We start from the raw sequence: 24,195 nt of genomic DNA on the forward strand, positions 1-24,195 counted from the left end.
ATTGAGCAATCATCAACAAATAAGGAAACCGCATGGGTAATAAATTTATTTTGCTGGTCGAGGACAATCCCGATGACGAAGCGCTTACCCTGCGTGCGCTCAAGCAAAACCATATTGACAGCGGAGTAGTGGTGACGCGCGATGGGGCAGAAGCACTCGACTATCTGTTTGGAAAAGGAAAATATGCGGGGCGTGACCTGAATACAATGCCGGCGCTCATCTTGCTTGATTTGAAGTTACCTAAAGTGGATGGCCTCGAAGTATTGAAGCAACTGCGTGCCGACCCTCTAACCGCACTGTTGCCGGTGGCAATTCTCACCTCCTCGAGCGAGGAGCATGATCTGATAACGGGCTACAAACTCGGTCTCAATAGCTATATCCTTAAGCCAGTGGATTTCGATCAATTCACTGAGGCAGTGCGCAACCTCGGGATATATTGGCTGGTAATCAACCAAACGCCTCCAAGAAGTAGACGCGCAAAATGAACAAACCAACACTACGTACGCTGATCATTGAAGACTCGGAAGATGATGCACTGCTATTGACGCGATATTTACAGCAAACCTATGAACTCATTCATGTGCGAGTAGATAGCGCTGAGGGCCTGAGTCGGACCCTGAAACAGGGTGAATGGGACTTGGTGCTTTCAGACCACTCTATGCCGGGCTTTGATTCATTCGCTGCGTTACAAATTGTGCAGCAAAGTGGACGTGACTTGCCGTTTATTATTGTTTCCGGTGCTATCGGTGAAGACTTGGCAGTGGCGGCGATCAAGGCAGGGGCGCATGACTATCTGCTGAAGAGTAATTTGAAACGTCTGATTCCCGCCATCGAGCGCGAGTTGCAGGCGGCGCAAGCACGACGCACCCATTTTCAATCCGAGCAGCGCTTCCGCGCGACGTTCGAACAAGCCGCGGTTGGCATCGCACATGTCGGACTGGATGGACGCTGGCTGCGCGTCAACAACAAGCTATGCATCATCACTGGTTATTCTGAAGAAGAACTTCTGACACACGATCGTCCGAGCATCACTTATCCCGACGATATACCGGACGAGTTGAACAGTATGCAACAATTACTGGCCGGCGATGTCCCCAGCTCGACCAAGGAAATGCGCTATACGCGCAAGGATCGTTCACTGGTGTGGGTCAATCTTACATGGTCGCTTACTCGCACTTCCACTGGTGAGCCGGATTATTTTATTGAGGTGATCGAGGATATTACCAAACGAAAAGAGGCGACGGAACGGCTCCGATTGTTCGCGCGCATATTCGACACCATCAATGAAGGCGTAGTAGTGACAGATGCAAGTAACAATATTATGTTAGTCAATCCGGCTTTTTCCGTCATTACCGGTTACAGCGCTACTGAAGCAATTGGCAAGAACCCACGGATTCTTCATTCCGGATTGATGGACAAAGCGTTTTACGACAAGATGTGGCAAAGTATCAAAAAAACTGGCCGTTGGCAGGGCGAAATAACAGACCGCCGTAAAAACGGAGAGAGTTACGTTGAATGGTTGAGCATCAGTACGATGAAGGACGAGCGTGGCGAATTTAGTCACCATATTGCAGTGGTTTCCGATATCAGCGAGCGCAAGGCGGCAGAAGAACGCATGGTCTACATTGCGCAGCACGATTTTCTTACCGGCCTGCCTAATCGCATGATGCTGCATGATCGCCTAACACAGGCGATTGCTCATGCTGAACGCGAACAGCGCAAGGTGGCCGTTATGTTCCTTGATCTGGATCGCTTCAAGGCTATAAACGACACATTGGGTCACCTCACTGGCGACAAACTGTTACAGGTTGTCGCCGATCGCATCAACAGTGTTGCACGCACGAGTGATACGGTCAGTCGGCTAGGCGGCGATGAATTTGCCATCATGTTGCCGTATATTGAAAATGCAGATGACATTGCAATGATTGCTCTAAAGCTCCTGGCATCCATTGCCGGCCCTTGTGTGATCGATGACAACGAAATTGAGGTGACTACCAGTATCGGCATCAGCGTGTTCCCGGAAGATGGGGTCGACAGTGAATCTCTGATAGCACATGCTGACGCCGCGATGTACCAGGCTAAGGGGAATGGGCGTAATAATTACCAATTTTTCACCCGTGAGATGAACCGACGTACACTTGAACGGATGTTGATCAAGAATAAGTTGAGTCACGCCCTGGAACGGAACGAATTATTCCTGCTTTACCAACCACAAGTGGATTTGAAAAGCGGTCACATCATCGGTGCAGAAGCGCTGGTTCGCTGGGATAACCCCCTATATGGAAAAGTTTTGCCAGCGCAGTTCATCCCCATCGCGGAAGAAAATGGTCTGATCCCTCCAATTGGTGAATGGGTATTGCGCGAGGCCTGTCGCCAGAACCAGGCGTGGCGCAAGCTGGGATTAATGAAAATTACCATGGCGGTAAATATTTCGTCAGTGCAATTCCGCCAGAAAAATCTAGGCGAAATAATTAAGGCGATTCTTAGTGAAAGCGGCCTGACCCCGTCTGGCCTGGAGCTTGAAATTACCGAGAGTGTCGTCATGCAGGATGCGGAAGCCGCAATTTTGTTGCTGGAGGATATGAAAGCGATGGGGCTAAAGCTGTCGGTAGATGATTTTGGTACGGGCTATTCCAGTTTAAGCTATCTCAAGCGCTTTCCAATTGATAAGTTTAAGATTGATCAATCGTTTGTGCGCGATTTGACGACAGATACGGATGATGCGGTAATTATAAGCACCATTATTTCAATGGCTCACAGTCTCAAGCTAAAGGTTATCGCTGAAGGGGTGGAAACCGCCGAACAATTGGCTTTTCTGAAACAGCAGGGATGTGATGAAATACAGGGTTATTACTTCAGTCAACCGGTAAGCGCTGAAGAATTCACCAAGCTTCTCTCTTCAGGTAGTGGGTTATGTAAGCTTTAGATGTAGTAGTTTTCCTGAAAGTAGGTCTTTCGCCAGTCGTCATAAACTAACCCTTCAATATCAATTATTCTTCCTCGTTACTCAGGAACATCAAAGCTTGGCAAGAAAAAACGTATGGTGCAGTTCGCAAATTTCAGACTCTGTCCTTAAGAAACACTCAATGCTTAGACCAGCTCCATTATTTAAATTCCTCTACAATTATTTCGTCACTTAGCTCCAGCTGCCTGTCATAAGAAATGGGAGGTGCAGCCTGGTAGGGTCGAATGGTATTATTCACACCTTAATGAAACATAAGAATAATTACTTTTTTAAGATTGGTGAACAGATGAACAGCAGCGAAATCCGTCTGAAATTTTTGGATTATTTTGCCTCCAAAGAGCACACTATCGTGCCTTCCAGCCCATTGGTGCCAGGCAATGACCCTACGTTGTTGTTCACCAATTCCGGTATGGTGCAGTTTAAAGATTGCTTCCTCGGCCACGACAAGCGTCCGTATGTACGCGCTACGTCTTCGCAGCGCTGTGTGCGTGCAGGTGGTAAACACAACGACCTGGAGAACGTGGGTTATACCGCGCGGCACCATACATTCTTCGAGATGTTGGGTAATTTCAGCTTTGGGGATTATTTTAAACAGAGTGCCATTAAATATGCATGGGAATTGCTCACTGAGGTTTATAAGCTGCCAGCTGACAAGCTATGGGTAACCGTTTACGCCGAGGATGATGAGGCTTTTGACATCTGGTCGAATGAAGTGGGCGTACCCGTCGAGCGCATTGTGCGTATCGGTGACAATCATGGTAAGCGCTATGTCTCCGATAATTTCTGGCAGATGGCAGATACCGGTCCATGCGGCCCATGTTCGGAAATTTTTTACGACCATGGGCCTGATGTTTGGGGCGGCCCTCCGGGCAGTGCGGAGGCCGATGGTGATCGCTATATTGAAATCTGGAACTTGGTATTCATGCAATACAACCGCGATGAAAACGGTGTGCTGCATCCGTTGCCCAAGCCATCGGTGGATACTGGCATGGGATTGGAGCGCATCGCGGCAGTATTGCAACACGTACATTCCAATTACGATATTGATTTGTTCCAAAACCTTATCTGCGCGGCGGCGCGCGAAACAAACACTAGCGACCTTACCAACAACTCGCTCAAGGTAATCGCTGACCATATTCGTGCTTGTTCCTTTTTAATCGTGGATGGGGTAATTCCCGGCAATGAAGGGCGCGGCTATGTGCTGCGCCGCATTATCCGCCGTGCCATCCGACATGGTTATAAACTGGGTTGTCGCGCAGCATTTTTCCATAAAATAACAGTTGATCTTGCCCGAGAAATGGGCGGGGCGTATCCCGAGTTAGTCGCAGCGCAAGCGCGGGTAACTGAGGTACTGCGTATCGAGGAAGAACGTTTTTTTGAGACTATTGAGCATGGTATGAAAATGCTTGAAGTAGCACTCGATAAAATCGTAACGGATGGCCTTGGTTTTGATGTTGGATTGAGCAAGGGAAAGGGTCGAGAGGAAGGCAAGTTGCTTCAATCAAAAATCCTTGTGGGACATATTGCTTTTACTTTGCACGACACCTACGGCTTTCCGCTCGACCTGACACAGGATGTATGTCGTGAGCATGGTGTCATTGTTGATGAAGTTGGTTTTAATGATGCCATGACACGTCAGCGCGAACAGGCGCGCGCGGCGGGAAAGTTCAAGATAGGTGCAGGGCTGGAATATGAGGGCGTGAAAACGCAATTCCACGGGTACGAAAAACTGGTTACGCAGGGCACGGTCGTGGCGTTGTACAAGGATGGCGTGGCTGTGCAAGAGCTTTCCGCTTCTGATACCGGTATTGTGGTGCTAGACAATACGCCGTTCTATGCGGAATCTGGCGGGCAGGTGGGTGACGTAGGCGTTCTGCAAATATCCTCCAATAATCCAACGCTTTTTGTTGTAGAAGATACACAGAAAATTCAACCCGATGTGTTTGGTCACCACGGACAAGTAAAGAGTGGTTTTATCAAGGTGGGCGACTCGGTCGAAGCTATTGTCGATAAAGCTGCGCGCGCGCGCACCATCCGTAACCACTCAGTCACACACCTGATGCACCGGGTGCTACGTGATGTATTGGGTGCGCATGTGCAACAGAAGGGTTCGCTGGTAGATCAGACCAAAACACGCTTTGACTTCAGCCACAACGCACCGATGACCGATACACAAATCCGCGAAGTGGAAAATCGTGTGAACCATGCCATACAGGCGAATGCTGCGGTGAGCGCGCAGGTGATGACTTATGACGATGCACTAAAATCTGGTGCAATGGCATTGTTCGGTGAAAAATATGGTGATGAAGTACGCGTGTTAGGCATGGGCGAATTTTCCACTGAATTATGCGGTGGTACGCATGTTCAGCGCACCGGTGACATTGGTTTATTCAAGATTGTACTGGAAAGCGGTGTGGCGGCTGGCATCCGCCGTGTTGAGGCAATCACCGGGGAGGGCGCGCTGAACTGGGTACAACAGCTGGATGCAAAAGTACATGAAGTCGCCGCCACACTTAAGGTACAGCCGCACGAACTAACCCAACGTGTTGCGCTAATGCAAGAGACGATCAAGACGGTTGAAAAGGAACTTGCAACCTTAAAATCTAAATTAGCTTCTTCACAAGGTGAAGATTTGGCAAGTCAGGCTATAGAAATTAACGGTGTTAAGGTAGTAGCTGCACTTTTGGAAGGTGCGGATATTAAGACATTACGTGAGACATTAGACAAACTAAAAGACAAGCTTAAATCGGCGGCCATCGTATTAGCTGCCGTAGCTGATGGAAAAATTATGCTCATCGCGGGTGTGACCGCTGATATTATCGACAAAGTAAAAGCGGGGGAATTGGTTAATGCGGTGGCGCAGCAGGTAGGCGGGAAAGGTGGTGGCCGCGCGGATATGGCTCAAGCAGGGGGTACTCAACCAGAATCTCTGGCCACAGCACTTGCATCTGTATCAGCTTGGGTAAAGAGAAAGCTATAACAAAATCAAATCCAAGCAGGGATGGGCAATTTTTTGCCTGTTATCCCTATGCAATATCCCTGCTGGAACGACTTCCTTTATCTAACTGAAATATTGATCTCCGAAATACATACACGTTCGTGCTTAGCATCATATTTCTTACTACCAGTAAGGACTTCCAAACCGACCTCGCCATGGACCCCAAGGGTTATACCAGTATGGCCCATAATAACTATTATAGTAAGGATATTGGGATCCATAATATGAATAGGGAATGAGCTTCGGCCATAAGTAGACTGTTTCGGCGTTGATTTGAGGATAATGATATTCGTATTCACCTAGCTTACGCACGGTAATACCTTGAATATTGCCAATTATTGTCACCTCACGGCCTTTTGCATACACTTCCGGATCGTAAAAGTCGGGGGCGCAGGCAATGAAGCGCCCCCAAGTCATATCAGTTTCCAGAGGTCTTGCATTACTGTCCAATGGGTGACTTACTATCTCAAAACATGTCTCATTCTTGCCTGGTTCCGTGTTTGCAATACTGCCCCCCCAACGTACACGCTGACCTACAAAATTATCGTTTTGAGCTGCACTTGGCGTAACTTCAGCAAATGAACCGACTGCCAGCGGCTTTGGAACGGTAGCACAACCAGCAACTGCAATTGGTAGCAAAAAAAGAAAAATCCAGCGATTCATGGAAGCCTCCTTAAGTTTTATAAGTTTTTTTTAATAGTATTGACACCTACTAGCCAAGTTGCACAGCGCTTCAGATAATGCATAAATTGTTTAACATAAATCAAATTAAGTGTCTAGCATTACTGTGCCATTAGACATATCTACCCAGCCACCCTCCGCAGCAAAAAACATAACTGAAGCGCACCGGTGGTAGCTAGCGCGATGAGAAATCGCAGCGATGGATAAAGTCCGGCACATGCCACGGTGCTTGTTTGGCTAGCGCAAGGAATGAATCTTCGGATAAAGAAGACGTTTCTGGTCGATCACGGTTGTTCTGAAGCCATTATGGTTGAGGCGTTGTGCAACGAGGAAGCCGTGGCCGCACAACACAGAGTGACATAATGATTGAAAGTCCTACCTGCCCCGGCCCTCTGAATGCGAGAGGTTAGACTCCTGCTTGAGTTCCTGTGTAGCTTTATGGGGGTGGGCGGAAAAATTATTTTGACGGCTCTGGCATGAATGGGGATTCACTGTTACCCCCGCTAAACGACGTATGCCAAGCTTTTTCGGCAATGCAAGAGCTAATGCCTTCACCATTACAGTAAAATTAGGGATCCGTCGAGCTTCAACCGTAACAATTGATTATATTGATGCGCCTATCATTCAGGAATAATGCATTCATTATAATATATCAGCATATTCTGCAATGCTCTTAGTACGTTGAGAAGCAGATTATTTATTTTCATCTGCAGAAAAAGATTTCATGGTAATGTCAGCGTGTTTTTTGGCATCCGCAAGATATGCTTGGAACATTTCATCACCAGTTATTTGACGCAGTTGTTGCATATAACCGGCATGCTTGGTCTCGTTAATGGAAGTAACTTCTTTGATTGCATCGATACGAACCAGTTCATAACCATTCTGTGCATTTTCGATGCCCACATATGCCGGAAAAATAGCCACGTTTGCTTGGAACACTTGACGAGCCAGACTATTATCAAGCTCAGCATGTTGTTCGCGCGTAATAATAGTCGGCACTGACCATCCCACGTTAACCTTCTCGCCACGTTGCAACTGCGCCAACACCAGTTGGCCCTCTTTGACCGCAGACTCTAACGCTTGCTTACGCAGTAATTTCTGACGAATACCCTCACTCACTTCCTTCAACGAGCGAGTGCTAACTGGCTTATATTCCAGCAACCGTGCCGCGAACAAGGTATTGGGTGCGATCTCTATGGCAGCGCTATTGCGCTTTTTCTTCGTTACATCCTCAGCAAACACAGCTTGCAATGCTTTGTCCGTCCAAGGCAATGCTCCAACCTGTTTTTTGTTCAACCAACCGCTTTGCTGTAGCGGCATTTTTACCAATTCTGCAGCTGGTTTTAACGTATCACTCTGCTCATACACAATATTACTAAATTTCTCTGCCAACTCTGTGAACTTATCGTTTGCTTTTTGCAATTTTAATCTTTGCGCAATAGCACTCTTTACTTCAATCAACGGGGGAGTTTTAGCAGGATTCACCGCCAACAGCTTGATAATGTGAAAACCAAAATCCGTTTGTACCAAACCGCTAATTTCCCCTACCTTAAGCTTGAATACGGCCTCCTCAAAAGGTTTGACCATCATACCAGGTCCAAACTGGCCAAGATCCCCTCCGCTCGCAGCGGAGCCAGGATCCTGAGAATGTTGTTTAGCTAGCTCGGCAAATTTATCCGGTGACTGCTTAACCTGCTGCAACACCTGTTCTGCCTTGGCTTTGGCAGCCAACTTATCTGCATCAGATGCCTGCGTGGCCGTCGCAATCAGAATATGCGCCGCCTGGTGCTGTTCGGGTGAACCAAATTCATTCTGATGTTCTTCATAATATTTCTTAATTTCACCCTCATCCACTGCCATTTGTGATTGCAATACATCGGCTGAAAATGTCACGTACTCCACCCGCACCTGCTCATCCGTCTGAAACTCTTTCAGATTCATATCATAATAACTGTGCACCGCAGCTTCATCCACTTTCGCCTGTTTTAGGTATGATTCAAAAGAAATTTTTGCCACAGCAACAACACGCTGTTGTTCATTCAAGCGTATTAAATTATCCGCAGTAATACTTGATGCATACCCATTCCGCATATACGCATCAATCAACTGACGCATATATAATTCTCGTGCTACGCTTGCCTCAAATGTCAGCGGCGACATTTTCTCACGACGCAATACTGATTCGTAAAGCTGCTTGTCAAATTTCCCATCTTTCTGAAACACCTCGATGCCAGCGATACTCTGAGCCAAATATTTCTCGCTCACAGTTAACCCGATGGAACGCGCCTGCGACATTAACAAACGTTGGCTAACCACGCTTTCCAGAATCGAGCGTTTTATTTCGGGCTTATCAAACATAGCTTGATCATAGTTACTACCCATCATTTTACGCATTCTGTCCTGCTGCTGACGCGCAGCTTGATCGAACTCCGCTTGATTGACTTTTTCACCGTTTACCGTAGCTAAAGCCTCACTATGAGATGACTTGTTGTAAGAATCCACACCCCAAAATGCAAACGTAAGAATGATGAGCAACAACACGATTTGTACGAACCGTCTGTTCCCATGCACGAAATCAAACATAATAGCCGCCCGATATAGTTTATTTACAATAAATGAAAAAAAGGCGAACTTTCGTTCGCCTTAATGTGGCGGAGTGGACGGGACTCGAACCCGCGACCCCCGGCGTGACAGGCCGGTATTCTAACCAACTGAACTACCACTCCAATAACTAAACAGCTGGTGGGTGCTGAGGGGTTCGAACCCCCGACATTCGCCTTGTAAGGGCGACGCTCTACCAGCTGAGCTAAGCACCCAATAAAAGTAACATTTTACAGCATTTTTTAGACCTTTACCAGCACAGAATTTCGGTATTTCACTGCCTGGAACTTGATCAACTCGCTAATACTAGCGTGCGTCAATGCTTAATCACAGTAGCACGACTCTCGTCCGTCACCAAGATGGGATTGACTACTGGCGCAGCCTCAGGTAACGGTTCTGGCTTGCGCTCTAACGCCATTTCCAACACCTGTTCAATCCATTTAACCGGATGAATATCAAGTTTATTTTTTACGTTATCGGGAATCTCAACAAGATCCTTGGTATTTTCTTCCGGAATCAAAACAACTTTAATGCCACCACGTTGAGCCGCCAGTAACTTCTCTTTTAATCCACCAATCGGCAGCACCTCACCCCGCAACGTAATTTCCCCGGTCATTGCCACATCAGCACGCACCGGAATACCCGTCAACGCCGAGACTATCGACGTACAAATACCCACACCCGCACTCGGCCCGTCTTTTGGAGTAGCACCTTCAGGTAAATGGATATGCAAATCAGTTTTTTGATAAAAATCATCATAAATACCCAAACTACGGGCGCGGCTACGCACTACACTAAGTGCAGCTTGAATCGATTCCTTCATAACCTCACCCAACTTACCAGTGGGAGTAATATTACCTTTACCCGGCAATACCGCAGTTTCAATGGTTAATAACTCACCGCCAACTTCTGTCCACGCCAACCCGGTTACTTGTCCAACTTGGTTATGTTTCTCTGCGATTCCATAGCTATAACGCCGCACCCCAAGATATTTTTCCAGGTTACGAGCATTCACCGTTAACTTGCTATCACGCCCTTTAAGCAACAGCGCTTTCACTACTTTACGACAAATTTTGGAAAGCTCTCGATCCAACCCCCGTACACCTGCTTCACGGGTGTAATAACGCAATATGTCACGAATTGCGCTTTCTGAAATACCAATTTCTTCAAGCTTCAATCCATTGTTCTTAAGTGCTTTTGGAATTAAATAATGCATCGCAATATTTACTTTTTCGTCTTCGGTATAGCTTGACACGTGAATAATTTCCATGCGATCCAAAAGCGGAGCAGGGATATTCATAGTATTTGCGGTCGCAACAAACATTACGTCAGACAAGTCATATTCGACTTCAACATAATGATCAACAAAAGTATGATTCTGCTCTGGATCAAGCACCTCAAGCAGCGCCGATGAAGGGTCACCACGAAAATCCATACCCATCTTATCTACTTCGTCGAGTAGAAATAGCGGATTTTTCACGCCAACTTTGGTCATGTTCTGCAAAATTTTACCAGGCATAGAGCCGATATAAGTGCGTCGATGGCCACGAATTTCTGACTCATCACGCACCCCACCTAGCGACATGCGAATAAATTTACGGCCTGTAGCCCGTGCAATAGACTGACCAAGCGAAGTCTTACCAACACCCGGTGGCCCGACCAAACACAGGATAGGCGCTTTCATCTTGTCGACGCGTTGCTGCACCGCAAGATATTCCACAATACGTTCCTTAACCTTCTCCAATCCATAGTGATCTGCTTCCAAAATTTCTTCGGCGGATTTCAAGTCATTGTTAATCTTTGTTTTCTTTTTCCAGGGTAAACCAACTAACACGTCAATATAGTTACGCACTACAGTCGCCTCAGCAGACATAGGAGACATTAAGCGCAATTTTTTCATTTCGGCTTCAGCTTTGGCACGCGCTTCCTTAGGCAAGTGTGCAGCCTTGATTTTCTTTGCCAATTCCTCGAAATCAGCACCATCCTCACCTTCACCTAACTCCTTCTGTATCGCTTTTACTTGTTCATTCAAGTAATACTCGCGTTGACTCTTTTCCATCTGTCGTTTGACGCGTCCGCGGATGCGTTTTTCTACTTGCAGAATGTCGAGCTCGGCCTCCAGTAAACCCAGTAAATGATCAAGACGCTTTCGAACGTCAAAGATTTCCAATATCTCCTGCTTTTGCTCCAGTTTAAGTGGCAAATGTGCTGCTATGGTATCCGCTAACCGCCCGGAATCATCTATACCAGCCAAAGACGTTAGCGTTTCTGGCGGAATCCTCTTATTAAGCTTAACATATTGGTCGAATTGATTAATTAAAGTACGGCGCATAGCTTCTGCTTCATTACCCAAACTATCATCGACAGGAACTGGGTCAATGTCCGCATCGAAATGATTTTTTTCATCCAGCACGCGCAATATTTTTGCACGTTGCGTGCCCTCCACAAGAACCTTTACGGTACCGTCAGGCAACTTGAGCATCTGCAAAATATTAGCAATACTACCAACGCGATACAAATCATCCGCAGCAGGCTCATCTTTAGCAGCAGTTTTTTGCGCCACCAATACAATACTCTTACCCGCTTCCATAGCGGATTCCAGCGCCTTGATTGATTTCGCGCGCCCTACAAACAATGGAATTACCATGTGTGGGAACACAACTACATCGCGTAACGGCAATAATGGGAAAAAACTGGAAACAAGTATATTCGTATCATGCTCAGTCATGGCAGGAAACTCCTCTGTGGATTAACTTGATAGTTAGATGGGGGCGCAGCGAAATAATTCAAGTCAAAATACAAAATCGCCACGCATCAATTTAATTTAGGATGCCACTATAAATAACTAAGCTGCCCTGGATGTATCCGCGTATATCACAATCGGTTTAATTTCGCCATTGGTGCTGCTTACATCCAGCACTACCTTGCTCACATTATCCATTGAGGGCAGATCATACATAATATCAAGCAAGGAATGCTCCAGAATGGAGCGCAAGCCACGTGCACCCGTTTTACGTTCCAGCGCTTTCTTGGCAATCGCCTGCAATACACCCTCATGGAACTCCATATCTACGCCTTCCATCGCGAACAATTTATGATATTGTTTGGTCAAGGCATTTTTGGGTTCAGTCAAAATTTGAATTAATGCCGCCTCATCCAGCTCTTCCAGTGTAGCAACTACTGGCAGGCGTCCAACAAACTCAGGGATTAAACCAAACTTGATTAAATCTTCCGGTTCCACATTACGCAACACCGCGCCTACACTCTTCTCGTCACCACGCTTGGCGAGGCTTGCGCCAAAACCAATACCGGCTTTCTCTGAGCGATTGAGTATGACCTTCTCCATGCCATCGAACGCTCCGCCGCATATAAAAAGGATATTGGTGGTATCCACCTGCAAAAATTCGGTATTGGGATGTTTACGGCCACCTTGTGGTGGCACAGACGCCTTGGTGCCTTCGATCAACTTGAGTAGCGCCTGTTGCACTCCTTCGCCAGAAACATCACGAGTGATAGAAGGGTTGTCTGATTTGCGGGAAATTTTATCAATTTCGTCAATATAAATAATACCGCGCTGGGCGCGCTCCACGTCATAATCACACGCTTGCAATAGCTTCAGAATAATATTTTCGACATCTTCCCCAACATACCCCGCTTCAGTCAGCGTAGTCGCATCGGCCATTACAAATGGTACATCAAGCAGACGCGCCAAGGTTTGCGCCAACAAAGTTTTTCCAGAACCAGTCGGACCAAGCAGTAAAATATTGCTCTTAGCCAGCTCTACTCCATCCTTGTTAGTGCTTTTCAAGCGCTTATAATGGTTATATACCGCCACAGACAAAATTTTCTTGGCATGTTCCTGACCGATTACATATTCATCGAGACGCGCACGAATTTCATGGGGCACAAGCAGGTCAGCCTTGTCTGTCTTGCCGGACACAACACTATTAACTTCCTCACGTATAATGTCATTGCAAAGCTCGACGCATTCGTCGCACACGAATACAGAAGGCCCCGCAATCAGTTTGCGAACTTCATGCTGGCTCTTGCCGCAAAATGAGCAATACAATAGTTTGTCGCCCTTGCTTTTATCCAGCACCATTCATATCCTCCTGTTTTGTTTATCACCTACATTATTTATCTATCGATTAAGCATATATTTGTTTAAGCGCGCTTATCCAGCACTTTATCTACCAAGCCATACTCAACTGCTTCAGTTGCATTTAAGAATTTATCGCGTTCGCTGTCACGGGCAATTTCTTCAACATTGCGCCCCGTGTGCTGAGCCATCAGGGTATAAAGTCGCTCCCGCAGGCTCAGAATATATCTGGCATGAATCTCGATATCCGTCGCCTGCCCCTGAAATCCTCCTAACGGTTGATGGATCATCACCGAAGAATTAGGCAAAACAAAGCGCTTTCCCTTTGCACCGGCCTGCAATAAAAAAGCACCCATCGATGCCGCCATGCCGATACACAACGTAGAAACTTCCGGCTTTATGAATTGCATAGTGTCATAAATCGCCATGCCTGCCGAAATAGACCCACCGGGCGAATTAATATAGAGATGAATCTCTTTATCTGAATTTTCAGATTCAAGAAACAGCAATTGTGCTACCACCAAATTAGCGGTCATATCATTGATGTTGCCGACTAAAAATATTACCCGCTCCTTAAGCAGACGTGAATAAATGTCGTATGCACGTTCTCCACGTCCGCTGGTTTCTATCACCATCGGAATCATTCCGATATTTTGCGGGTCCTCATTATTTTGAAGTATTTCGCTATACATCACGCGGCATTCTCCATCAATTCGTTGAATTCCATCACCTTCTCTGTTACCTTGACAGCATCCGTCACCCAAACCACCACATTATCTTCCAGCACCAAGTTTTCTGCGTCTTGCAAGCGTACCGGATCATTATAATGCCACTGCACCACTTCTTCTGGGTTGTCATAACTTTGTGCATAATCCTGAACCAGCGCTTTAATCTGCTCAGGTTTAGCATGCAAATCATATTTCTCTACCAGTTCCGTCAAGATCAAACTTAACTTGACACGCTTTTGTGCACGCTCAGTAAACAGTTCAATCGGTAACGATTCTTCCCCTTTCGGCATTTCTATTCTGCGCTTTTTCATATCGCGCAAAGCTTGCTGCATCAGGCTTTGCGCTTCAGCATCCAATAGCGCCTTAGGTATCTCCAATTGAGTAACTTTCAGCAAGGTAGCCATTGCACTATCTTTATTACGCAACATTAAGCGACGCTTGATTTCCCTCTCTAAATTATCGTGGATTTCAACTTTAAGCTTATTCACATCGCCATCTTCTATGCCGAGTAACTTGGCAAAGTTAGCATCAATCTCTGGTAAATGCTGCTCTTCTACCTTGTGCAAAGTAATGGTAAAAGTCGCTGCTTTACCAGCCACTTTCTCTGCCTGATAGTCTGCCGGAAAAGTCATATCGAACGATTTCGTTTCTCCAGCTTTCATGCCAATGATAGCATTTTCAAAATCTGGCAATAGGCGCCCCACGCCTAGCAACACAGCCAAATTCCTGGCCTCACCACCTTCAAATATCTTACCTTCCAGTAAGCCACTAAAATCAATATGCACCCTGTCTCCATTTTGCGCCACGCGATCAGCCACTTCAAATGTCGCGTGCTGCTTACGCAAAGTAGCAATCGTAGTATCGACATCAGCATCGCTCAAGGTATAAACCGCTTGCTCAATGCTCTCAGCGCTAATATCCCCTAATACGACTTCAGGATAAACCTCAAAAGTCGCACTATATTCAATCCATAACGCGTCTGGATCGGTATTTTTGACCTCAAAAGCAGGGTAACCAACCACTTTCAACTGGTTACTCTGCGCTTCTTTGGCAAAAGACTGCCGTAAAGCATCTTGCAACACTTCCTGCTGTATTTGCGCGCCGTGTTTTTGCTCCAAAATCTTGAACGGCACCTTACCCGGCCTGAAACCAGGTACCTCAGCGGTACGTGCCAGATTCTTCAGGCGCGCTTCCATTTCACTGCTCACCAGTTGCAGAGGGATGGATGCATTAAGGCGGCGCTCCAACCCGCTCATGATTTCTATACTCGACATGCTGACTTTCCTTAGGTTAATAAGTAAATTCTTCAGTTGGTGCGAAAGGAGAGACTCGAACTCTCACGCCTTGCGGCGCTGGAACCTAAATCCAGTGCGTCTACCAATTCCGCCACTTTCGCCATTCCAATTACACGGTTATTGTAGCATATGATAAGTAGATAGTCGGTAGGCGTAGAAGGGAAATGTCAGCCTATTTTTAAGATGGTGCGCCTATATGATGGGCATGCAGCACCTTCTGACATACTTCAGGTAATTATGAAGCTTCGTTGGAAATTCGATAAGCACGAAACATTCAGGTCAAATATGGATCGTGCGTTTATCCACCGCCAGAGCCGCTTCATGCATCGCTTCAGACAATGACGGATGTGCATGAACAGTACGCGCCAAATCTTCACTACTGGCCGAAAACGCCATCGCCAGCACTGCCTGCTGAATGAGTTCAGATGCCAGCGGGCCTATGATATGCACACCGAGGATGCGATCCGTATTGGCATCGGCGATGATTTTAATAAATCCCGTCGTATCACCCAAGGCGCGGGCACGTCCATTAGCAAGAAAGGGGAACTGCCCGGCCTTGTAAGCGACACCCGCTGCCTTAAGCTGCTGTTCAGTCTTACCCACCCAAGCAATTTCCGGGGCGGTATACATCACATTCGGCACTAAATTTAAATCGCTGCCCGCCATTTGTCCGGCGATCAATTCCGCCACCATTACACCCTCCTCCGACGCCTTGTGCGCCAGCATCGGGCCCCGCACCACATCACCCACCGCATACACATGTGGCAGGCTGGTACGACACTGTTCATCCACTTCAATGCGCCCTGCAGCGTCCAGCTTGAGCCCAACCGCCTCTACGCTCAGACCTTGCGTATTTGGCACACGCCCAACTGCAACGATCAGCTTGTCCGCAACCAATTCCTGCGCCACCCCATGTATATCGCGCCAATTAATTTTTACAGCCTCAGCAGACTGAGTGACGCCATCAATCTGTGCGCCCAAGTGGATAGTCAACTTCTGCTTGGTAAAAGCACGTAACGCTTCTTTCGCCACTTGCTCATCGGCAGCAGGAAGGAATACGGACGAGGCTTCCAGTAGCATCACCTCAGCCCCCAATCTACGCCACACACTGCCTAGTTCCAGCCCAATAACCCCTGCACCGATGATAGCAAGGCGCTTAGGCGTCTCGCTAAAACTCAAAGCCCCAACATTGTCCACAACCTGCACCCCATCCAGCGGGGCTTGCGACAAAATGCGCGACGTCGAGCCAGTGGCAACGATAATGTGCTTCGCCCTCACTTCTTCTCCATCAACAATTCCAACACGCCAGACATCGCCATCCCGACCAAGAAGTTGAGCCCTGCCGTGTAGCGAATCCACTTTATTTTTCTTGAATAACTGACTGATGCCCAGTGTGAAATCCGACACGATCTTATTCTTGCGCGCCACCATTTTTAACACATCCACGCTCGCGTTATCGACAGATATACCGTGCGCAGCAAAATCATGCGTCAAGCGCTCAAAGTTTTCTGAGGATTCCAGCAAGGCTTTAGAAGGAATACAACCCACATTAAGACAAGTTCCACCCAAACTAGGCTTGCCTTGCGTGCCTTTCCAATCGTCAATACAGACTGTATGCAGCCCTAACTGAGCGCAACGTATCGCCGCCACATAACCTCCGGGGCCGGCACCAATAACTACAACATCAAATAATTTCGACATAATGAAATTCTTTTATTAAGCTCTAAAACCGTAAAAAATTTTACATTTTCATTCCAGCCGTGATTGGCAAAAGCGCACTTACAAATCCAGCAGCACTCGTCCCGGATATTCCAACGCCTCTTTGATAGTGGCGAGAAATAATACGGCATCACGCCCATCAACGATGCGGTGATCATAGGACAGCGCGAGATAGTTCATCGGACGAATAACAACTTGACCATTTTCGGCCACTGGTCGGTCTTTGGTAGCGTGAATACCGAGGATGGCGCTCTGCGGCGGGTTGATAATCGGGGTAGAGAGCATGGAGCCGAACACGCCTCCATTGGAAATGGAGAAAGTACCGCCAGTCAATTCTTCCAGCGTAATCTTACCGTCCTTCGCACGCGCACCGAAGCCAATAATTTGTCTTTCGATATCAGCTAGCGAAAGTTTGTCAGCATCGCGGATGACAGGCACCACCAAACCGCGCTCACTGCCGATTGCCACGCCGATGTCGTAATAGCCATGGTAGATGATATCCGTACCATCCACCGATGCATTCACCACCGGGAATTTATGCAACGCAAGCAGCGTGGCCTTGATAAAAAATGACATGAAGCCAAGCTTTACGCCATGCTTCTTTTCAAAAGCATCCTTATAATGATTGCGCAACTCAATCACCGGCAGCATATTCACTTCATTAAAAGTAGTAAGAATTGCGGCATTCTGTTGCGATTGCAGCAAGCGTTCGGCGATGCGCTGACGGATGCGAGTCATCGGCACGCGCTGTTCCACACGCCCGCCCGCTACAGGTTGCGGAACCCCAGTGGCTGGCACAGCCGCTTTTTCCTGCACCGCAATCAGCACATCTTCCTTGATAACACGCCCGTCACGTCCACTACCGCTAATCGCAGCAGTATCAATTTTATTTTCCGCTGCGATCTTCTGCGCCGCAGGCATCACGGCAGCTTGCTCCTTGGTCATCACATCTGGTTGCGCGGCGCGGCTCACATCAGGTTTGGCATCGGTATCCAATAGGGCAATCACCTCATTACTGGTCACCTTGTCACCATTCTGCTTTAGAATTTTAGTCAGCACTCCAGATTTGATCGCGGGCAACTCTAAAACCACCTTATCGGTCTCAATGTCGATCAGATTCTCACCTTCAGCCACAGCCTCACCCGGCTGCTTGTGCCAAGATACCAGCGTGGCTTCGGAAACCGATTCGGAAAGTTGCGGCACTTTCACTTCAATTTGCATGCTGTCTTGCTCCTGATTTAATGTCGAGATCGCAGCGGAATGCAGCGTCTATTACCGCCTTCTGTTGTTCATTATGCACTGCCAAATAGCCTGCTGCGGGCGATGCCGAGGAAGATCGCAACGCATAAGCAAGCCTCATACCATCACGCAAATGGCGCAGCAAATAATGTTGAATGCGATGCCACGCACCCTGATTGCCCGGCTCTTCCTGACACCACAGCAATTCCGTCGCATTTGGATAATTGGCAATCTGTGCCTCGAAAGCATCATGCGGAAAAGGATAAAGTTGTTCCAGCCGGATAATCGCCACCTCTTCCGGAGACAAGAACTTCGGCAAGGTATTTTGAATGCCGCGTTCGTAGCGTGCGGCCTTAAGCTCATAATAAATTTTTCCGCTACATACAATAATACGCCGCACCTTGGCAGCTTCCAGTACATCTACTTCTCCAATCACTGGTTGAAATGAACCCTGAGCCAATTCATTCAGCGGCGAAGATGCATCCTTGCTGCGCAACATGCTTTTAGGCGTAAACACAATAAGTGGCTTGCGTATCGGACGTAACATCTGGCGGCGCAGCAAATGGAACAGCTGAGCGGGAGTGGAAGGGATACACACTTGAATATTATAATCTGCACATAGCTGTAGATAGCGCTCAATACGCCCAGACGAATGTTCCGGCCCCTGCCCTTCGTAACCATGGGGCAAAAACATTACCAGCCCGCACATGCGTCCCCACTTGGCCTCCCCCGACGAGATAAATTGATCAATTACCACCTGCGCACCATTAGCGAAATCGCCAAACTGCCCCTCCCATATAACCAGCGAATTGGGTTCAGCGCTAGCATAGCCATACTCAAATGCGAGCACCGCCTCTTCCGAAAGAATGGAATCAATCACGATGAAATCGGCCTGATCCGGCGCAATATTTTGCAAGGGAATGTGATAGCCCTTGTCCCACTGCACACGGTTTTGGTCGTGCAACACGGCATGACGATGAAAAAAGGTACCGCGCGCGCTGTCCTCCCCAGATAAACGAACCGGAATACCCTCAGCTACCAAGCTGGCATAGGCCAGGTTTTCCGCCATGCCCCAATCCAAAGCGAGGTCACCATTACCCATGGCACGGCGATCGGCAATTATTTTTTCCACTCGCGACTGAAGCTTGAAATCCGTCGGCACGTCTGTCAGCCGCTGAGCCAATTTTTGCAACTGTTCGCGTGGTACGGCAGTAGTCACCGCCACGCTCCAAGGCACACCACTTTTGAATTTAGACCAATTTACTGCGTGCTCTTTATTAAAATCATTCAGTACTGGCTGAATCGGATTGATGCCTTCATCCATCGCCCGACGATAGGCCGCTATCATCGCCTCCGGCTCTCCTTCCGCCATCACATTTTGTTCTAACAGGCGTTTAGCATACAACGCACGTGTGCCCGGATGCTGATTAATATAACGGTACATGAACGGCTGCGTGACCATCGGCTCATCCTGCTCGTTATGACCCAACTTGCGAAAACACACCATATCAATTACGACATCCCTTTTAAAGGTCATGCGGTAATCCAGTGCAATTTCGGTAATTAACAATACCGCTTCAGGATCATCCCCATTCACATGAAAAATCGGGGCTTCTATCATCTTCGCTACATCGGTACAGTGCGCAGAAGATCGGGCGTCACGTTTGTCCGAAGTCGTAAAACCGATCTGGTTGTTAATAATGATATGCACTGTACCGCCCGTGTGATAACCGCGCGTTTGGGACAGACTGAACGTTTCCATAATCACGCCTTGCCCGGCGAAAGCCGCATCGCCATGTAGCAATACCGGCATTACCTCGCGCCCTTCCTTGTCACCACGACGGTGCTGACGCGCGCGCACCGAGCCTTCTACCACCGGATTAACGATTTCCAGATGCGAGGGATTAAACGCTAAAGCCAAGTGCATTGCTCCGCCCGGCGTAGAAATGTCCGAGGAAAAACCTTGGTGATATTTCACGTCGCCAGAAGTCAGCTGTTCACTGTGTTTGCCTTCAAACTCAGCGAACAAATCACGCGGCAGCTTGCCTAGCGTATTCACTACCACATTCAAGCGCCCACGATGCGCCATACCGATAACTGTCTCACGTACTCCCTGCGTGCCTGCACGTTGCAGTAAATGTTCGAGCATCGGAATAAGCGATTCACCGCCCTCCAGCGAAAAACGCTTCTGGCCGACATACTTGGTATGTAGATATCGCTCCAACGTTTCGGCAGCGGTCAGCCGCTCCATGATTCGATGCTGCATATCAGCGCTGTAATTCGGCTGACCGCGCACACTCTCCAGACGATTTTGAATCCAGCGCTTCTGCACAACATCATTGATGTACATATACTCTGAACCTATGCTGCCGCAATAGGTCTGGCGCACCAACTGCAAAATTTCTCGCAGCATCATGCGTGGCGATCCCACCAAAGAGCCTGTCTCGAATGTGATATCCATGTCCGTCTCCGTAAGACCATAAAAGACTGGATCCAATTCGGGCACTTCAGGCTTGAGATGCCGGTTAAGCGGATCGAGGCTGGCACGGTATACCCCGAGGAAACGATGGGCATTGATAAGTCGCAGTACAGCCACCTGCTTGCGCACCATTTCAGCATCTTGGGTTACGCCTTGCACGCCAGTTAATGGCAACGCAGCAAAGGCACGCACCACTGGGCTATGCGCTAAATCTTGCAACACCGCGCTCGGCATATTTTGCAGGGCATCAAAGTAGGCTCGCCAACCATCCGAAACCAAGGCAGGGTCGGTCAAATACGCCTCATATAGACCTTCAATGTACGGCGCATTGGCACCAAACAACATAGAGTTGCCCAGCATGGTTTGCATTACCGACGTCATATATGATTACCCATCTGTTTATGCCGCCATATCCTTGCACTTCATTGCTTTATCAAACGTCCGCACTTGGGTCTCAGATAGCTTCAATATGATATGCACCCACAGCGCATAAATATCTCCAGCCTCTAAGTTTTTCCATGTGTGAGTTTTTGCGATCCAACTTTAGCGCTTAACAAGCGGTACGAAATCCCGCTGCGCCGCACCCTCATACAACTGACGTGGACGACCGATCTTACGCTCGCTGTCAGCAATCATTTCATTCCATTGCGACACCCAACCTATGGTGCGTGCCACGGCAAAGATGACTGTGAACATATTGCTGGGGATACCCAACGCGCGCAGCACAATTCCGGAATAAAAATCCACATTGGGATACAGCTTGCGCTCTATAAAGTATTCATCCCGTAATGCAATCTGCTCCAGTTCCAACGCCATTAAAAACAGAGGATCCTTCTCCAATTTTAGCTCTTTAAGCACCTCATAACACGTAGCGCGCATCACTTTTGCACGCGGATCCATGTTTTTGTATACCCGGTGGCCAAAGCCCATCAAACGGTATTTTTTGTCCTTCACACCCTTCATAAAATCAGCCACGCGCGACACATTACCGATCTCTTCCAGCATCTTCAGCACTGCCTCATTCGCACCACCGTGCGCTGGCCCCCACAGTGCTGCAATGCCAGAAGAGACGCAAGCAAATGGATTTGCTCCACTGGAACCTGCCAGCCGTACGGTCGAAGTTGAGGCGTTCTGTTCGTGATCAGCGTGCAGAATCAAAATACGCTCCAGTGCACGCACCAGCTTTTGGTTTGGCACATAGTCTTCTGCCGGAGTGGCGAACATCATGTACATGAAGTTTTCCACGTAGCTGAATTCATTCTTAGGGAACATGAATGGAAAGCCGGTGTAGTACTTGTAAGTCATCGCGGCGATGGTCGGCACCTTGGACAGCAGGCGTAACGCCGAAGTTTCACGATGTTCCGGATTATTAATGTCGAGCGAATCATGATAGAAAGCCGACAGCGCGCCCACCACCCCAACCATTACCGCCATCGGATGAGCGTCGCGGCGAAAGCCGTTAAAAAAACGGGCAAGCTGATCATGCACCATTGTGTGCTGCGTAACTCTTCCCTTGAACTCGCTTTTCTGTATCGCATTCGGTAACTCACCATGCAGCAGCAAGTAGCATACTTCTAGAAAGTCCGACTTTTCCGCCAATTGTTCGATAGGATAACCACGGTAATACAACAACCCGGCATCGCCATCAATGAAAGTGATACTGGAAGAGCAACTAGCAGTGGAAACGAAAGCCGGATCGTAAGTAAACATGCCGAGTTTACCCAATCCACGAATATCGATCACATCAGGGCCCAGAGTCCCGGAGAGTATCGGTAACTCGATACTACGACCATCATCCAGCATCAGTGTTGCAACGCGTTTTTCTTTCATTACGCCTCCTGTTTGTACATCGGTAATGTTGCAGCAGATCACGCTGCTAAAGTTCAAACTGCCTGAAGTAATTCTAGCACTGCACACCGTTCACTTTGCAGCGGCAAAGGCTGCGTGTTAGTAATCATATCCCAGAGTGCCAGATCGGGCATATCCAGCAATCTATCAAATGCAGCCTGCTGCGCCTTATTCAAACTTGCATAATGCTGCTCGATGAATCGACCCAGCACGATGTCAAGTTCCAACAGACCGCGTCGACAGCGCCAGCGCACTCGTTCCAGCTCTTTCATACTGTGCGCTTCACCATCAAAGCTTTAATTTTTCCTATGGCTGCTGTGGGATTCAACCCTTTGGGACATACATCGACACAATTCATAATAGTGTGGCATCGAAACAACCGGTACGGATCTTCCAGATTATCCAGTCGCTCACTCGTTGCCTGATCGCGACTATCGACGATAAAGCGATAGGCTTGCAGCAATCCGGCAGGACCTACAAACTTATCCGGATTCCACCAAAATGATGGGCAGGCAGTCGTGCAACAGGCGCACAGGATACATTCATACAAACCATCCAACTCGGCGCGCTGCGCCGGCGACTGTAAGCGCTCAGTTTCCGGCGGCGGATCGTTATTCACCAAATAAGGCTTGATCGAATGGTACTGCTTGAAAAACTGCGCCATATCCACGATCAGGTCACGTATCACTGGCAGGCCGGGCAATGGGCGTAATTCAATTGGTTGTTTCAAACTGGACAGCTGCGTGATGCAAGCCAAGCCATTGCGCCCATTTATATTCATTGCATCCGAGCCGCACACTCCTTCACGACAAGATTTACGCAAGCTCAGACTGTCGTCTTGCTCCCTAAGAAGAAGCAGCGCATCCAGCAACATCATATCGCCCGCTTCTATGTCCAGCTCATAATTGCGCATATAAGGCTGCTCATCGGTTTCTGGGTTATATCGGTAAATTTTGAATTTCATGGTTTATTCCTCTGCTAATCGCTTCGAGTAATCTGCCTACGCCATCTTCGCATTTACCAAACCGCCCGCCTCAAAATAATTACAAGTTCATTACCTATTTTTAAAACGCGCCCTCGTGTATAGCTACGCCGGCACGCTATATTTTTTGCTTAATTATATTGAGCGTGAGCTTGGTTCGCGACACCAACGTTACAGGATCAAGATAAGTAATGTAAGTTTGACGAATTTGATCCATTCGTTGCTGATTATTTTCCGGATTATTTTTCTCTGCGATCAATCGCGCTAAATTCTTGAGCGCCGCCAGAGTAATCAGCATAAGGGTCGTCAAACGCTGCTGCCCTTCAATCACATCGAATGTTCTGTTATCTTTCGATTGCAATACAAGGTGGCCCATATAGTGCGCGGGTTCACCGTCGGCCTGAACAACCCCCATAATATCTGCCCACAAATCTCCCCATTCATTTTCCGTCCAACTATAGTCTGGCTGAAAATGAGGTATGCGGTAACTCAAGCCACTACTGATCAACTTGCGATAAGTATTATTTTCCGTTTTAAAATCAGCTACAGACACGTTTCAAT

At 47.8% G+C, this 24,195-nt stretch carries 16 protein-coding genes and 3 tRNA genes; 3 read left to right on the forward strand and 16 right to left on the reverse strand.

What is annotated here, in order from left to right; genetic code table 11:
* The first annotated feature begins 32 nt into the window (after positions 1-32).
* The 3 genes from W01_RS05535 to alaS all read left to right on the forward strand — a co-directional run bounded on the left by W01_RS05535 (position 33) and on the right by alaS (position 5,945).
* Complete coding sequence (locus tag W01_RS05535; RefSeq protein ID WP_173052802.1) at positions 33-485, forward strand: response regulator; 453 nt, start codon at positions 33-35, stop codon at positions 483-485.
* Complete coding sequence (locus W01_RS05540; RefSeq protein ID WP_173052804.1) at positions 482-2,926, forward strand: EAL domain-containing protein; 2,445 nt, start codon at positions 482-484, stop codon at positions 2,924-2,926. The genes W01_RS05535 and W01_RS05540 overlap by 4 nt, the downstream gene beginning before the upstream one ends.
* 325 nt (positions 2,927-3,251) lie before the next feature.
* Positions 3,252-5,945 carry an alanine--tRNA ligase gene (alaS, locus tag W01_RS05545; protein WP_173052806.1) on the forward strand — a complete coding sequence of 898 codons (2,694 nt, stop codon included), beginning with the start codon at positions 3,252-3,254 and terminating at the stop codon, positions 5,943-5,945.
* 141 nt (positions 5,946-6,086) lie between these two features.
* On the opposite strand, the gene W01_RS05550 is transcribed toward alaS, so the two are convergent.
* The 16 genes from W01_RS05550 to W01_RS05625 form a co-directional block, all read right to left on the reverse strand.
* Positions 6,087-6,626 carry a Slp family lipoprotein gene (locus W01_RS05550; protein WP_173052808.1) on the reverse strand — a complete coding sequence of 180 codons (540 nt, stop codon included), beginning with the start codon at positions 6,624-6,626 and terminating at the stop codon, positions 6,087-6,089.
* Positions 6,627-7,337: 711 nt separating this feature from the next.
* Complete coding sequence (locus W01_RS05555) at positions 7,338-9,227, reverse strand: SurA N-terminal domain-containing protein (RefSeq protein WP_173052810.1); 1,890 nt, start codon at positions 9,225-9,227, stop codon at positions 7,338-7,340.
* Between the two features lie 66 nt (positions 9,228-9,293).
* A tRNA-Asp gene (locus W01_RS05560) sits at positions 9,294-9,370 on the reverse strand.
* A 14-nt stretch (positions 9,371-9,384) separates the two neighbouring features.
* Positions 9,385-9,460, reverse strand: a tRNA-Val gene (locus W01_RS05565).
* Between the two features lie 101 nt (positions 9,461-9,561).
* Complete coding sequence (gene lon / locus W01_RS05570) at positions 9,562-11,973, reverse strand: endopeptidase La (RefSeq protein ID WP_173052812.1); 2,412 nt, start codon at positions 11,971-11,973, stop codon at positions 9,562-9,564.
* 117 nt (positions 11,974-12,090) lie between these two features.
* Positions 12,091-13,347 carry an ATP-dependent Clp protease ATP-binding subunit ClpX gene (gene clpX, locus W01_RS05575; RefSeq protein WP_173052814.1) on the reverse strand — a complete coding sequence of 419 codons (1,257 nt, stop codon included), beginning with the start codon at positions 13,345-13,347 and terminating at the stop codon, positions 12,091-12,093.
* A gap of 62 nt (positions 13,348-13,409) precedes the next feature.
* Complete coding sequence (gene clpP / locus W01_RS05580; protein WP_173055772.1) at positions 13,410-14,036, reverse strand: ATP-dependent Clp endopeptidase proteolytic subunit ClpP; 627 nt, start codon at positions 14,034-14,036, stop codon at positions 13,410-13,412.
* Complete coding sequence (gene tig / locus W01_RS05585) at positions 14,036-15,346, reverse strand: trigger factor (RefSeq protein WP_173052816.1); 1,311 nt, start codon at positions 15,344-15,346, stop codon at positions 14,036-14,038. The genes clpP and tig overlap by 1 nt, the downstream gene beginning before the upstream one ends.
* A gap of 37 nt (positions 15,347-15,383) precedes the next feature.
* Positions 15,384-15,468: transfer RNA gene (locus W01_RS05590), tRNA-Leu, on the reverse strand.
* Between the two features lie 178 nt (positions 15,469-15,646).
* A complete protein-coding gene (lpdA, locus tag W01_RS05595; protein WP_173052818.1) occupies positions 15,647-17,068 on the reverse strand; it encodes a dihydrolipoyl dehydrogenase in 1,422 nt (473 codons plus the stop codon).
* Positions 17,069-17,146: 78 nt separating this feature from the next.
* Positions 17,147-18,307, reverse strand: a complete 1,161-nt coding sequence (gene odhB, locus W01_RS05600) for a 2-oxoglutarate dehydrogenase complex dihydrolipoyllysine-residue succinyltransferase (RefSeq protein ID WP_173052820.1) — start codon at positions 18,305-18,307, stop codon at positions 17,147-17,149.
* Positions 18,297-21,173, reverse strand: coding sequence for a 2-oxoglutarate dehydrogenase E1 component (locus W01_RS05605; RefSeq protein WP_242007047.1), 2,877 nt, complete (start codon positions 21,171-21,173; stop codon positions 18,297-18,299). Before W01_RS05605 ends, odhB begins: the two co-directional genes overlap by 11 nt.
* A 174-nt stretch (positions 21,174-21,347) precedes the next feature.
* Positions 21,348-22,634, reverse strand: coding sequence for a citrate synthase (gene gltA / locus W01_RS05610; RefSeq protein ID WP_173052824.1), 1,287 nt, complete (start codon positions 22,632-22,634; stop codon positions 21,348-21,350).
* A gap of 53 nt (positions 22,635-22,687) precedes the next feature.
* Positions 22,688-22,924 (reverse strand): FAD assembly factor SdhE, encoded by a 237-nt coding sequence (locus W01_RS05615; RefSeq protein ID WP_173052826.1) that lies wholly within the window; start codon positions 22,922-22,924, stop codon positions 22,688-22,690.
* Positions 22,921-23,616: a succinate dehydrogenase iron-sulfur subunit gene (locus tag W01_RS05620; protein WP_173052828.1), complete on the reverse strand. Its 696-nt coding sequence runs from the start codon at positions 23,614-23,616 to the stop codon at positions 22,921-22,923. Before W01_RS05620 ends, W01_RS05615 begins: the two co-directional genes overlap by 4 nt.
* A 136-nt stretch (positions 23,617-23,752) precedes the next feature.
* Complete coding sequence (locus W01_RS05625; protein WP_173052830.1) at positions 23,753-24,187, reverse strand: DUF262 domain-containing protein; 435 nt, start codon at positions 24,185-24,187, stop codon at positions 23,753-23,755.
* Positions 24,188-24,195: the final 8 nt, after the last annotated feature.

The organism is Candidatus Nitrotoga sp. AM1P (assembly GCF_013168275.1).
GTDB lineage: Bacteria > Pseudomonadota > Gammaproteobacteria > Burkholderiales > Gallionellaceae > Nitrotoga.